Annotated in this window: 10 protein-coding genes; 3 read left to right on the top strand and 7 right to left on the bottom strand. The window is 75.2% G+C overall.

Going from position 1 to position 12324, the window contains the following annotated elements; genetic code table 11:
* The 4 genes from BBH68_RS06840 to BBH68_RS06855 form a co-directional block, all read right to left on the bottom strand.
* Window positions 1-1278, bottom strand: a 1278-nt coding sequence (locus BBH68_RS06840) for a ketosynthase chain-length factor (RefSeq protein WP_245737925.1), incomplete at its 3' end; no start/stop codon positions are given.
* On the bottom strand, window positions 1272-2591 hold the full coding sequence (locus BBH68_RS06845; protein ID WP_065959750.1) for a beta-ketoacyl-[acyl-carrier-protein] synthase family protein: 1320 nt from the start codon (window positions 2589-2591) through the stop codon (window positions 1272-1274). The genes BBH68_RS06840 and BBH68_RS06845, both read right to left, overlap by 7 nt.
* 191 nt (window positions 2592-2782) lie before the next feature.
* The gene (locus BBH68_RS06850; RefSeq protein ID WP_065959752.1) at window positions 2783-3559 is read right to left on the bottom strand and encodes a cyclase family protein; all 777 of its coding nucleotides are present in this window, start codon (window positions 3557-3559) and stop codon (window positions 2783-2785) included.
* A gap of 258 nt (window positions 3560-3817) precedes the next feature.
* Window positions 3818-4642, bottom strand: coding sequence for an AfsR/SARP family transcriptional regulator (locus BBH68_RS06855; RefSeq protein WP_065959754.1), 825 nt, complete (start codon window positions 4640-4642; stop codon window positions 3818-3820).
* Between the two features lie 254 nt (window positions 4643-4896).
* On the opposite strand from BBH68_RS06855, the gene BBH68_RS06860 reads away from it, so the two are divergent.
* The 3 genes from BBH68_RS06860 to BBH68_RS06870 all read left to right on the top strand — a co-directional run bounded on the left by BBH68_RS06860 (window position 4897) and on the right by BBH68_RS06870 (window position 8945).
* Entirely contained in the window at window positions 4897-5079 is a 183-nt protein-coding gene (locus tag BBH68_RS06860) for a hypothetical protein (RefSeq protein ID WP_065959756.1), read from the top strand.
* On the top strand, window positions 5079-7475 hold the full coding sequence (locus BBH68_RS06865; RefSeq protein WP_065959760.1) for a TOMM precursor leader peptide-binding protein: 2397 nt from the start codon (window positions 5079-5081) through the stop codon (window positions 7473-7475). Before BBH68_RS06860 ends, BBH68_RS06865 begins: the two co-directional genes overlap by 1 nt.
* A gap of 210 nt (window positions 7476-7685) precedes the next feature.
* Entirely contained in the window at window positions 7686-8945 is a 1260-nt protein-coding gene (locus tag BBH68_RS06870) for a sensor histidine kinase (protein ID WP_245737926.1), read from the top strand.
* Between the two features lie 52 nt (window positions 8946-8997).
* Here the strand turns inward: BBH68_RS06870 and BBH68_RS06875 are convergent, their stop codons facing one another.
* Genes BBH68_RS06875 through BBH68_RS06885 form a run of 3 tightly spaced genes read right to left on the bottom strand, consistent with a single transcriptional unit; the run spans window position 8998 to window position 12179 of the window.
* Window positions 8998-9603, bottom strand: coding sequence for a response regulator transcription factor (locus BBH68_RS06875; RefSeq protein ID WP_065959764.1), 606 nt, complete (start codon window positions 9601-9603; stop codon window positions 8998-9000).
* 21 nt (window positions 9604-9624) lie between these two features.
* Window positions 9625-10452: a 4'-phosphopantetheinyl transferase family protein gene (locus BBH68_RS06880; RefSeq protein WP_245737927.1), complete on the bottom strand. Its 828-nt coding sequence runs from the start codon at window positions 10450-10452 to the stop codon at window positions 9625-9627.
* A 44-nt stretch (window positions 10453-10496) separates the two neighbouring features.
* Entirely contained in the window at window positions 10497-12179 is a 1683-nt protein-coding gene (locus tag BBH68_RS06885) for an AMP-binding protein (RefSeq protein ID WP_065959768.1), read from the bottom strand.
* Between the last annotated feature and the right edge of the window lie 145 nt (window positions 12180-12324).

Below are 12324 nucleotides of genomic sequence, written 5' to 3' on the forward strand. Positions count from 1 at the left end.
TGGGCCGGTCGGACAGGACGGCGGGCGGCGGGGGCAGTGGGCCGGTCGGTGGGGGCGGGCCGCGACGACGACGGCCGCCGCGTTGAAGCCGCCGCGGCCGCGGGCCAGCACCAGGGCGGCGCGTACGGGGTGGGGGCGCGGCCGCGCGGTCACCAGGTCGAGTTCGAGGCCGTCGGCGAGCCGCGTGACGTGCACGGTGGGCGGGATCAGCGCGTCGCGCAGGGAGAGCAGCGCGGCCGCGAGGTCGAGGGCGGCGCCTCCCGCGTACAGCCGTCCGGTCATGGTCTTGGGCGCGGTGACCGGCACCCGGCGCGGCCCGAAGACGGAGGTGATGGCCTCCGCTTCGGCCCGGTCGAGGTCGGGGACTCCGGCGGCGTCGGCGAAGACCACGTCGATGTCCCGGGGGGCGAGGCCGGCGTCGTCGAGGGCGAGTTCGACGGCGCGGCGCAGCGCGGGGGCGCCGCCGGGCCGCCCGCCGCCTGGTTTGGCGTCGAAGGTGGCGGCATAGCCGGCCAGTTCGCCGTAGACCCGGGCGCCGCGGGCGCGGGCCGCGGCGGCGTCCTCCAGGATCAGGATCGCCCCGCCCTCGCCCGGCACATAGCCGCGGGCGGCGGCGTCGAAGGGCAGATAGGCGCGGGCGGGATCGTCGGCGAGGCTGAGCCGGCCGCCCGCGAGCTGCGCCGTCCAGCCCCACGGGCAGACCGCCCCGTCCACGCCGCCGGTGACGATGAGCCGGCTGCCGCCGCGCAGCCGCCGGCGGGCCTGGGCCACCGCGTCCAGGCCGCCCGCCTGCTCGGTGACCAGGACGCCGCTGGGCCCGCGCAGCCCGTGGCGGATCGAGATCTGCCCGGTGTTGACGGCGTAGAACCAGGCGAAGGACTGGTACGCGCTGACGTACTGCCCGCCCTTGCTCCACAGCGCCTCCAGCTCGCGCTGGCCGAACTCGAAGCCACCGGCCGAGCTCGCGGTGACCACCCCGGCGGCGTACTCGGGGAGCCGGCCCGGGTCGGTGTCCGAGTCGTCGAAGGCCTCCTGGGCGGCGGTCAGCGCGAGGCGCGTCATGTGGTCGGTCTGCGGGAGCAGGCGGCCCGGGATGTGCTCGGCGGGGTCGAAGCCGGGCACTTCGCCGGCGAGCCGGGCCGGGTAGCCGGAGGCGTCGAAGCGGCTGACCGGGCGGATGCCGCTCTCCCCGCCCACGGTGGCCTTCCACCACACCGGGACGGTCAGGCCGTTGGGCGCGGCCACGCCGATGCCGGTGAACACGGCGGCGCTCACCACGTGTCCGTCTCCCGCCCGGCGCCGGCCAGCACCATCGCGCTCTGGAAGCCGCCGAATCCGCTCCCCACGCTCAGCACCACCTCGACGGCCCGCTCGCGGGCGACCAGCGGGGTGTAGTCGAGGTCGCATTCGGGGTCGGGCTCGTGGAGGTTGGCGGTGGGCGGGACGACGCCGTGCTCGATGGCCAGGGCGCTGGCGGCGATCTCCAGGGAGCCGATGGCGCCCAGCGAGTGGCCGACCATCGACTTGATCGAGCTGATGGGCGTGGCGCGGGCGTGTTCGCCGAGGGCGCGCTTGAAGGCGGCGGTCTCGTGGCGGTCGTTCTGGCGGGTGCCGGAGCCGTGCGCGTTGATGTAGTCGACGTCGTCCGGCGCGAGGCGGGCCCGGTCGAGCGCGACGCGGATGGCCTCGGCCATCTCCCGGCCGTCGGGGCGCAGCCCGGTCATGTGGTACGCGTTGCAGCGGGAGGCGAAGCCGGCGATCTCCGCGTACACATGGGCGCCCCGGCGGCGGGCCAGGGAGAGCTCCTCCAGGACGAAGAGGGCGGAGCCCTCGCCCAGCACGAAGCCGTTGCGGGTGCGGTCGAAGGGGCGCGAGGCGTGTGCGGGGTCGTCGTTGCGCGGCGAGGTGGCCTTGATGGCGTCGAAGCAGGCGACCGTGATCGGGGAGATGGGCGCGTCGGTGGCGCCGGCGACCATGACGTCGGCGCTGCCTTCCCGGATGAGCTCCACGGCGTGGCCGACGGCGTCCAGGCCGGAGGTGCAGCCGGTGGAGATCACGGACGCCGGGCCCTGGGCGCCGACGGCCCAGGCCACCTCGGCGGCGAAGGAGCTGGGCACGAAGTGGTCGAAGAGGTGCGGCACGGCGTACGTGTAGTCGACGAGCCACTTCGCCCCGCCGTCGCTGACCACCCGGTACTCGGTGTCCAGGCTGGTGGTGGCGCCCACCGCGCTGCCGACCGTGACGCCCACGCGGTACGGGTCGAGCCCGCCGGCGCACAGCGCCCCGGCCGCTTCCAGACCGCTGTCGGACACCGCCTCCCGGGCCGCGACCACCGCGAACTGCGCGGCGCGGTCCATGCGGCGCACCTCCTGCGGCGTCAGGCCCTCGTGATGCGGGTCGAAGTCGGCCTCGGCGGCGATCCGGGAGCGGAAGCCGGTGGCGTCGAAGAGGGAGATGGCACGGGTGGCGGTGCGGCCCTCGGTCAGCAGCGACCAGAACTCCTTGGTCCCCACGCCGCCGGGGGCCACCACGCCTATGCCGGTGATGGCGACCCGGCGCCTCCCTCGTCGATCGATAACGCGCTGATGCATCACGTCGGTTCGACCTTCCTGCTCGGAGCCGCCTGTGGGGCTCGGTTCTCCGCCGGCTGGCGCGGGGAGGGACCCCGCCGGGACAGTGCCGCCCCGCTCTCAACCCGCGCTCGACTCGGGGCGGAGCGCGCCCGCGTCACTCGCCGGCGCCCGCCCCTCGTCCGGCGCAAGCCCCTCGTCCCGCAAGCCCGTCACTCGTCCAGCAGGGCCACCGCGCGCGTCCAGCCCGCGCCCGCGCCGGCGATCTTCACGGGGAAGCAGGCGACCCGGAACCCGGTGGGCGGCAGGGTCTCCAGCCGCGCCAGCCGCTCGATCTGGCAGTACTCGCGGCGCCGGCCGGCGAAGTGGGCGGGCCACAGCACGGCGGGGTCGCCGGTGGCGTGGTAGCGGCGGATCATGTCGCAGAACGGGGCGTCGAGGCTGAACGCGTCGGTGCCGATGACCCGGACGCCGAGGTCGAGCAGATGGTCGGTGGCGGGCCCGTCGAGGCCGGTGAACTCCGTGAAGTAGCGGGGGGTGCCGGCCCAGCGGGAGGCGCCGGTGCGCAGCAGCACGATGTCCAGCGGCTCGGGCCGGCAGCCGATGCGGGCCAGCTCCTTCTCGAGGTGCGCCACCCCGACGGTGCGGGTGTCGGGGTCGGCGGCGGTGATGTCCAGGACGTGGGCCGGGCGCAGAAACCATTCGAGCGGCATCTGGTCGATGGTGCGGGGCACCCCGTACGCGCCGGTCGAGCCGTAGTGCGCGGGGGCGTCCACGTGGGTGCCGGTGTGGCTGGTCAGGGTGAGGGTGTCCAGGGAGAGCAGCTCCCCGCCGGGCAGTTCGGCCGGGTCGAAGTCGATGCCGAAGTGTTCGCGCATCTCCTCGCTCATGTGGTGGGCCGCCTCGGCCGGCGTCATGATCTCGTGGACCAGCGGGTCGGGCTCCCAGCCGGAGGCGTCCACCGGTGTCGACAGGTCGATGATGCGCAAAGCGGCCCCCTCTGGCTCGTGTTCCCGGCATGTGCTCGGTCGCCGCTGGGACGGTGGCAGGGGGTGCTGGAGTCCGCCTGGAAGGCCGGTGGCCGTTTCCGGACAGCGCTACGGCTCCGCTCTCCCTCGCGGGGGGTGTCGGGGAGCGGAGCCGTAGCGGGCCCGGCTGAAGGGCGGCGCCGGGCGTTTCGGGGAGGCGGGTGCGGTGGTGCGGCGGGGCCGGGAGGGTGGAGCCGATGGGCCCCGGGAGGTGGCTCCCTACGCGGCGAACAGGTCGAGCACCGGGCGGCGCCGCCGGCCGCCCCGCTCCAGGTCGAGCGCGGGGTCGGAGGCGAGCACCGCCTGCTGCAACTTCTGCAGGCGCGGGGAGGGTTCGAGCCCGAGGTCCTCGACCAGCCGGGCGCGCAGCCCCTGGTAGACCTCGAGCGCCTGCCATGGGCGGCCCGCCCGGTACAGGGCGGCCATGCACTGGGCGTGCAGGCCCTCGTGCAGCGGGTGGCGGGCGGTCAGCTCGGTCAGCTCGGTGAGGAGTTCGGCGTGGCGGCCGAGCCGCAGGTCGGCCTCGATACGGCGCTCCAGCACCCCGAGCCGGCTCTCCTCCAGCCGTGCGAGCTCGATCTCCAGGATCGGGCCGACGCGCACATCCACGAGGGCGGGGCCGCGCCAGACCGCCAGCGCCTCGCGGAGCAGGAAGGACGCCTCGACATCGTCGCCCGCGTCCAGCGCGTCCCGCCCGGCGGCCACCAGCCGGTCGTACTCATGGATGTCCACCGCGCCCGGCTGCGCCTCCAGCACATACCCGCCGTACCGGGTGGCCAGCACGCTCTTCGACGCCTCGGGCGCCTGCGGACCGTAAGCCGCGGCGAGTCTGCGCCGGAGCTGGAGGATGTAGGTCTGCAGGGTGGTCAGCGCGCTGCGCGGCATCTGCGCGCCCCAGATTTCCTCCATAAGGGTGGGCACCGGAAGCATCTGGTTGGCGTACACGGAAAGCAGTGCGAGGATCTGCCGCGGCTTGCCCGCGCTGGGCACGATCGACTGACCGCATGCCTCGACGCTCAGCGGCCCCAACACCTTGATGTCCATGGTCCCCTACACCTCCGTCAGTCGCTCCGTCAGGTGCCTCTTTGGCCGCGCGGCCCTGCCATTGAGGCACATATGAGCCTCGCGTGCGGGCGGTGGAGACGACCAGTGCCGGACTCCCGAACCGTGCATGAGTCCTGTGAGGCGGAAACCATGACAAGTTCACACCCTAGTTATGACAAAAGCACTGGTAAGCCATGGATCCGTCATCGCAGACTCCTTGCACGGACCGCCTCTTACCCCGAGGAGAGCCCACAATGACCGATACGTCCCCCTGCCCCGCGAGTCCGCGGGCCCTGAGCGCCCAGGGCCTGTGCGTCGCCGACCCGCCCCCCGTCGGCGGGCCCGACGCCGACGATCTGGTCATCGAGGACCTCTCCGCCGACCCCTGGCCCGCGCCCGCCCTGGGAATCTGCATCTGCACCATCAGCGCCGGCTGATGGGCACATTGGGCTTCTCACCGCACCTCCGGGTCGAGCAGGTCCCGGGCGAGGCCGTCTACCTCGTCTCGGAGCGCGGCGTCACGGCGCTGCACGGGCGCACGGTCCAGACGCTCGCCCCGCTGCTCGACGGCTCCCGGGACCTGGGGCGCATCCTGGCCGACCACGCCGCGCGGGAAGCGGCCGAGCACGCCGCGCGGGAAGCGGCCGACCACGCCGCCCGAGAGGCGGCCGAGCACGCCGCCCGGGAGGCGCGGGCCGAGGGGGCCGCCCAGGCCGCGCGGGTCATCGCCCGGCTGTGCGAGGCGGGCCTGGTGTGCGAGCGCGGCCGCCACCCGCGTCCCGAGGACGCGTACTGGGGCCTGGCGGGCGTGACCACCGGCCCCGTCCCGGCCCCCGTCGCCCTCCCGGGGGCGGGCCGCGCCGAGGCCCTCCGGGCCGCCGCCGTGACGCCCGTGGCCCTCGGCCGCACCGACCGGGACGAGGCCGTCCAGGCGCTGCGCGCGGCGGGCCTGCGCGTCCTGGACGGGGACCCGCCGTGTCAAACCGGGAAGGGTCAACGCGGCGATGACCACCTCACCCTGGTGGTCTGCGAGGACTACCTCGATCCGCGCCTGTCGCAGCTCGACGCCCGGCACCGCGCGGCCGGCCGCCGCTGGCTGCCGGTCAAGCCCGTGGGCACCACGGCGTGGATCGGCCCGTTCCTCGGCGCCCCGGACGACCCGTGCTGGTCCTGCCTGGCCGACCGGCTGTGGCGGCGGCGCCCGGCCGAGGCCCACCTCCAGCGCAGGCTCGGCCGCGAGGGCCCGGTGCCGCGCCCGCCCGCCTCGCTGGCCGCCAGCCGGGCCGCCGCGCTCCAGCTGGCCGCGCTGGAGGCGGCCGGCTGGCTGGCCGGCCACCGCCACCCGGGCCAGCGGGCCCTGTGCACCCTGGACACCCTCACCTCCGCCCTGGGCCACCACGCGGTGAGCCGCCGCCCGCAGTGCGCCTCCTGCGGCGACCCCGGGCTGGTCGCGGCGCGGATACGGGCGCCCCTGACACCCACCCCGCGCGAGGGCGGCGCGCCCCCGCGGAGCGCCGACAGCTCGCCGTGGCGGATCATGGAGACGTACGCGCATCTGATCAGCCCCGTCACCGGGCTGGTGAGCGAGATCCGCCGGGACCCGCGCGGGCCGGCCTTCCTCAACTGCTTCCACGCCCGGCACCCGTCGTACGCCAACATCGCCGCCGGCGGCCCCTCCGGGCCCGGCGCGGCCCCCGGGCTCGACGCCGTCCGCGCCGGGCTGCGCACCGCGGCCCACGGCAAGGGCATGACCGCCGAGCAGGCCCAGGCGAGCGCGCTGTGCGAGGCGCTGGAGCACTACAGCGGCCACTTCCAGGGGGACGAGCCGCGGCGCCGCGCCCGCTACCGCGACCTGGGCCCCGAGGAGGCCGTGCACCCGGACGCGGTGCAGCTCTTCGACCCGCGGCAGTTCCACGACCGGAGCGCCTCCGCCCGGCACCGGGTGTGCGACCCCTTCGACGAGGAGGCGGAGATCGACTGGACGCCGGTGTGGTCGCTCACCGCGCGGCGCCACCGGCTGCTGCCCACCGCCCTGCTGTACTACGGCACCCCCCAGCCGCCCGGGCGGCGTTACTGCCGGGCCGACTCCAACGGCGCCGCGGCCGGGGGCAGTCCGGCCGACGCCGTGGTGCGCGGCTTCCTGGAGCTGGTGGAGCGGGACGCGGTCGCCCTGTGGTGGTACAACCGCACCCGCCAGCCGGCGCTCGACCTCGGCGCCTGCGACGACCCCTGGGTCGCCGAACTGCGGCGCGTCCACGCCGGTCTGCGGCGCGAGGTGTGGGCGCTCGACCTCACCTCCGACTTCGGCATCCCGGTGGTGGCGGCCGTCTCACGCCGTACGGACAAGCCCGCCGAGGACATCACCCTGGGCTTCGGCGCCCACTTCGACCGGCACACCGCGCTGCGCCACGCGCTGGCCGAACTCAACCAGATGCTGCCCCCCGTGGTCGAGGCCCGCGCCGACGGCGGCGGCTACGGCGCGACGGCCGACCCCGAGGCGCTGCGCTGGTACCGCACCGCGACCCTCGCCAACCAGCCCTATCTGACCCCGTCCGGGGTGGCGGCGCCGGATGCCGGGACGTCCCGCCCCTGCCCCGGCGATCCCCTGGACGCCGTGGTCGAGTTGGTCCGCGGCCACGGCATGGAGCTGCTGGCGCTGGACCAGACCCGGCCGGAGGTGGGGCTGCCCGTGGCGAAGGTGCTGGTCCCCGGGCTCCGCCCGCACTGGGCCCGGTTCGCGCCCGGCCGGCTCTTCCACACACCGGTGGCCCTGGGGCGGCTGGCGGAGCCGACGCCGTACCAGGACCTCAACCCCATACCCCTCTTTCTGTGATGCCTGCCGCGATGCCCCGCTTCCCCGATGTCCCGCTTTCCACAATGTCCCGCTTCCCGCGATGTCCTGTGATCGAATGTGACCTCCAGTAACGTCGTGCACACCCTCAGCCTCCTCCGTCGCCTCTCCACCGCCGGAAAAGATCGGATACTCTCGGGCAAGCCACCCAATCCGGTCCGACCATCCGGAGGACGAGTGCAGGGGACGCCCTTGCCCCACGACGCCGGGAACGACCCGGCTCGTTACCGCGACGATCTCGCGCCGCGCCTGGCCGTGGTGATCACGGCGGTGGTGCTCGTGGGCTACTTCTGCGTCGCGGTGACGTATGTGGTCGACGCGCGCCCGTCCGGACGGGCCCTGGACGCGGCGCTGTTGATGCTGGCGCTGCTCCCCGTACTGGCCGCCCTGCTGGGGCTCCAGCTCACCCACTCCTTCCCCGGGCTCGCGCCCAGGCTCAGCGGCGCCCGGCACTGGACGCTGGGGGTGCAGGCGCTGCTGACCTTCCTCCCCTTCGCGATCTTCAAGCACGCGTGGCTCGGCATGCCCGGGTTCCTGGCGGGCTCCTCCCTGCTGGTGCTGCCTCCCCCGCTGTCCTGGGTGGCCTTCGCCGCGATCATGGGATGCACCGATGTGCTGCTGTTCCAGGTGGGGTTCGGCTGGGGCGAGGTCGCGTACACGACCGTCTCCACCGCCCTGACCGGCCTGGTGGTCTTCGGCCTCTCCCGGCTGTCCGGGCTGGTCGCCGAGGTGTCCCGGTCGCGGGCCGAGCTGGCCCGGCTGGCCGTGGCCCAGGAGCGGCTGCGGTTCGCCCGCGATCTGCACGACCTGCTCGGCTACAGCCTGTCCACCATCACCCTCAAGTGTGAACTCGTCCACCGCCTGGTTCCCCCGCAGAACTCCCGTGCCCAGCAGGAGTTGTCCGAGATCCTGCAGACCTCGCGTCAGGCGCTCGCGGACGTACGGGCGGTGGCCAGCGGATACCGCAAGATGTCGCTGTCCGCGGAGGCCGGCACGGCCAAGTCCATGCTGGCCGCGGTCGGCATCAGCACCACGGCGGAGGTGGACTGCGGGGAGCTGCCCGACCTGGTGGACACCGTGCTGGCCAGCGTGTTGCGGGAGGGGCTGACCAATGTGCTGCGGCACAGCAAGGCCGAGCACTGCTCGATCGAGGCCCGGCGCACCGACCGCACCGTCCGCCTGACGCTCGCCAACGACGGGGTGGGCAAGCCCTCCACCATCCTGGGCGCGGACAGCGCCGCAAGGTCGGACGGCGGCAGCGGGATCGGCAACCTCCATGTCCGGCTGGAGAATCTGGGCGGGCGGCTGCGCGCGGGCGTACGGGAGGACGGCTGGTTCGAGCTGCGGGCCGAGCTGGAACTGCCCGTGGATTCACCCGCCCAGGAGGCCGAGCGGGGTACGGGGCGCGGCCCGCGCATCGGCCCCCGGACGACCTCCCGGACGGCGGGGTGAGCGCGGCGGGGACGGGGGCCGGACGCAGGCGCGGGGCGAAGGACGCGCGCGCCTACAGCCAGCCGGCCTCGCGGGCGATGCGGATGGCGTCCACCCGGTTGCGCGCGTTCAGCTTGGTGACGACGGACGTGAGGTAGTTGCGCACCGTGCCGACGGACAGATAGAGCCGGGCCGCGATCTGCGCGGATCCCTCCCCCTGGGAGGCGAGCAGCAGCACCTCCAGCTCGCGCGGCGTCAAGGGCTGCGGCTTGTCGTCCAGGGCGGCGAGGACGAGCTGCGGGTCGATGACCCGCTCGCCCTTGGCGACCGCGCGGATGGCGTCGCACAGCTTGTCGGGGGTGCTGTCCTTCAGCAGGAAGCCCGAGACATGGGCGGCCAGGGCGCGGCGCAGATTGCCGGGGCGGCCGAGGCTGGTGAGCATCATCGTCCGGCACTCGGGCACGGCGGTGTGCAGCTCGGCGGCGGCGGTCAGGCCGTCCATGCCCGGGAGGTCGATGTCGAGGACCGCGACATCGGGGCGGAGCTCCTTGGCGCGCGGCAGGATATCGGCACCGCTCGAGAACTCGGCGACGACTTCGATATCCGGTTCGAATTCCAGCAGGGCGACCAGTGCCTTGCGCAGCATATGCATGTCTTCGGCTATCAGCACTCTGACCACGTCGCCCCTGCCCCTGCTTGCTCATCCCCCGCCGTCTGCCCGCATACGATTATTCCCAAATCTTCTCGGCCACTCCACCAATTCTCGGCCGAATCCGCCCACCGAACACCCGTGCTGCCGCCATACCGCGCTCACCAGATGGCCGCCGGGCGAAAAGACGGGCGAAAACGGTCCGCGCACTTCGGAAACCGCGCATCGCCATCCGCCGCGCGAAACCGCCGCCTCGAACTCGAATTCGGCGAAGGCCAGTCGCATTCCCTGCCCGAGCGCTTTCGTATAGGCCTCTTTCAAGGTCCACAGCCGCAGCAGCGCCCGCGCCCGCTCGGGCTCCGCGAGGGGGGCGAGGGCCGCGTGCTCGGCGGGGGCGCACAGCCGCCGGCCCACGTCGGCGTACCGCATCGGCCGCCCGGCAGGCTCGACGTCCACCCCGATGCGTCCGCACCGGCTGACCGCCGCGACGAGGAGGTCTCCGGTGTGGCTGAGGCTCACCTCCAGGCCGGGCGCCGCCGGGTGGGCCACATACGGCCGCCCGCCCGGCTCGTACGCGAGGCACACCGCCGCCGGGAGGGTGTCCGTCACCGCCGCGACGAGGTGTTTCAGCAGCAGCCGGGAGGCCAGGAAGCGGGCGCGGGCCGCCGGGCGGGGCAGGGTGCGCAGGCGCCGCCGGTCGTGGTCGTCGAGCATCCCGCGCGCGGCGGGGCCGAGCGCCACGGCGTGGCCGAGCTTCACGGCGTGGCCGCCGGGGCCGGCGGGCAGCCACTCCCGCCACCGGCTGTGGACGACGGCCCGGCCGTGCGCGGTGAACGCCTCGCGCACCGGGTGCCAGGGGCCTCGGGGGCCTTCGGACACGGGAATGGGCACAGGTGGCGGGGGTGGCGGGGGTGGGCCCGCCGTCACGCGGCGCCGCCGGAGGCGGGTTCGGCCGGTGTCCGCAGCCCGGGCTCGGCGTCCTGGTAGAGCGGCCGGACCTCGCCGCGCAGGAACTGCTCGCGGAGCGTGGCGCGGGGCACCTTGTGGGAGCCGGCCCGGCGGACCGTGCCGGGGCGGACGAGCAGCACCGCGCCCGTGGCGGCGCCGAACTCCTCCGCCACGCGGTCCCGGGTCCGCCCGGCCAGCCGGGCGAACGCGGCCTGGGAGCCGCTCGCCGTCCTGACCTCCTGGACGACGACCAGCGGCCCGGTGCCGGGACCGGCGCAGAACACCCGGGCGGAGCCCAACGGCCGTCCGCAGCGCAGCAGTTCCCGCTCCACGTCCTGCGGGTGCAGGGCCATGCCGGCCACCACGAAGCTGTCGGCCGGGTCGTCCTCGTGGCTCCGGCCGGTCATCCGGATCTCGCCGTCCCGGGCCACGCCGAGGTCGCCGGTGCGCAGGAAGCCGCCCACCGCCGTCTCGGTGGCCGCCGGGCGGCCCCCGTGGCGCGCGGCCACGGCGGGGCCGCGCACCCAGATCTCGCCGACCACGCCGTCGGGCACCCGGCGGCGGGTGGCCGGGTCGAGGACGCGGAGGTCGAGGCCGGGCACCGGGCCCCGGCCCTCGGCGATGAGCAGCGGCGCGGCCTGCGCGGGGGCGTATCCGGCGAGCAGGGCGCCGGGGCGCAGCCCGGCGGGCGCGCAGCGGCGGCGGAAGGCCGCCATGGTGGCGGCCGAGACCGGCTCGGCGGCGTCGAGGGCCGTACGGAGGCGGGAGAGGTCGAGCCCTGCGAGCTGCTCGTCCGTGGCCTCGGCGGCGCAGCGGGCGTAGCAGGTGTCGGGTGCGACGGTCTCGGTGACGCCGTGGCGGTCCAGGGCCCGCAGCCAGGCGACGGGGTCGGCGCGGTACGGCCGTACGGGCAGGGGGACGGCGGTGGCGCCCAGCCACAGGGGGTGCAGCAGTTGGCCGACGAGGCCGAGGGTGTGGTGGCGGGGCAGCCAGCCGCCGATCCGGGAGCGGGGGCCGGTGCCCAGGGCCTGGCGCAGGGCGGGCATGGCGGCGAGGAGGTTGCCGTGGGTGATCGGCGCGGCGCGCGGCGCGGTGGCCGGCCCCGCCTCGTACGCCAGGAGGGCGAGGCTGTCGGCCGTGGTGCGGACGGGCCCGGAGTCGGGGAGGCCGCGCGGGGCGGTGGCGGTGGGCGGGGCGGTGGCGGTGGGTGAGGTGGCGTCCGGGGCGAGGCCGTCCACGGCCAGGCAGGTGATGCCGGTGCGGCCGACGAGCGAGAGTCTGCGGGAGGTCTCCGTGGCGTGCGCCGTCTCGGTCAGGACGAGGTCCACGGCGGCGTCCTTGGCGATGGCGGCGGTGCGCTCGGCCTCCGTGCGGGAGGCGGTCGGCGCGGGGACGGGGACCGCGACGGCCCCCGCGTACAGGCAGCCCAGCAGCGCCGCCGCCACGTGCGGGCCGGGGTCGAGGGCGAGCAGCACCCGGCGGCCGGGCGCGTCGCGCAGCCGCAGCCAGGCGGCGACGGCGCGGGCCCGGGCGTCGAGCGCGGCGTAGCTGATCCGCTGCTCGCCGCCGCCTGGGACCGGGTGCGCCAGCGCCTCGCCGGCGGCGCACAGCAGGGCCCGGTCCATCAGGGCCTCGGCCAGATTCGCATGTCGATGCATCCACAACTCCCCAGCGCCGCCCAGTGGTCAGGACCGGCGCCCGAGTCTCGGGGTGGCGGCTCGAAGGCGGCTCGATTTCGGGCAGGTGATAGGACAACAGCTGATAGGACAAGACGAGAACGTGTGCGGCTCCTCCCTCGGGCCA

Origin of the sequence: Streptomyces sparsogenes (assembly GCF_001704635.1) — a bacterium.
Classification (GTDB): domain Bacteria; phylum Actinomycetota; class Actinomycetes; order Streptomycetales; family Streptomycetaceae; genus Streptomyces; species Streptomyces sparsogenes.

Coding starts and splice junctions, on each gene's coding strand:
- BBH68_RS06845 (WP_065959750.1), bottom strand. CDS start 2,591: ATGCATCAGCGCGTTATCGATCGACGAGGGAGGCGCCGGGTCGCCATC.
- BBH68_RS06855 (WP_065959754.1), bottom strand. CDS start 4,642: ATGGACATCAAGGTGTTGGGGCCGCTGAGCGTCGAGGCATGCGGTCAG.
- BBH68_RS06860 (WP_065959756.1), top strand. CDS start 4,897: ATGACCGATACGTCCCCCTGCCCCGCGAGTCCGCGGGCCCTGAGCGCC.
- BBH68_RS06865 (WP_065959760.1), top strand. CDS start 5,079: ATGGGCACATTGGGCTTCTCACCGCACCTCCGGGTCGAGCAGGTCCCG.
- BBH68_RS06885 (WP_065959768.1), bottom strand. CDS start 12,179: ATGCATCGACATGCGAATCTGGCCGAGGCCCTGATGGACCGGGCCCTG.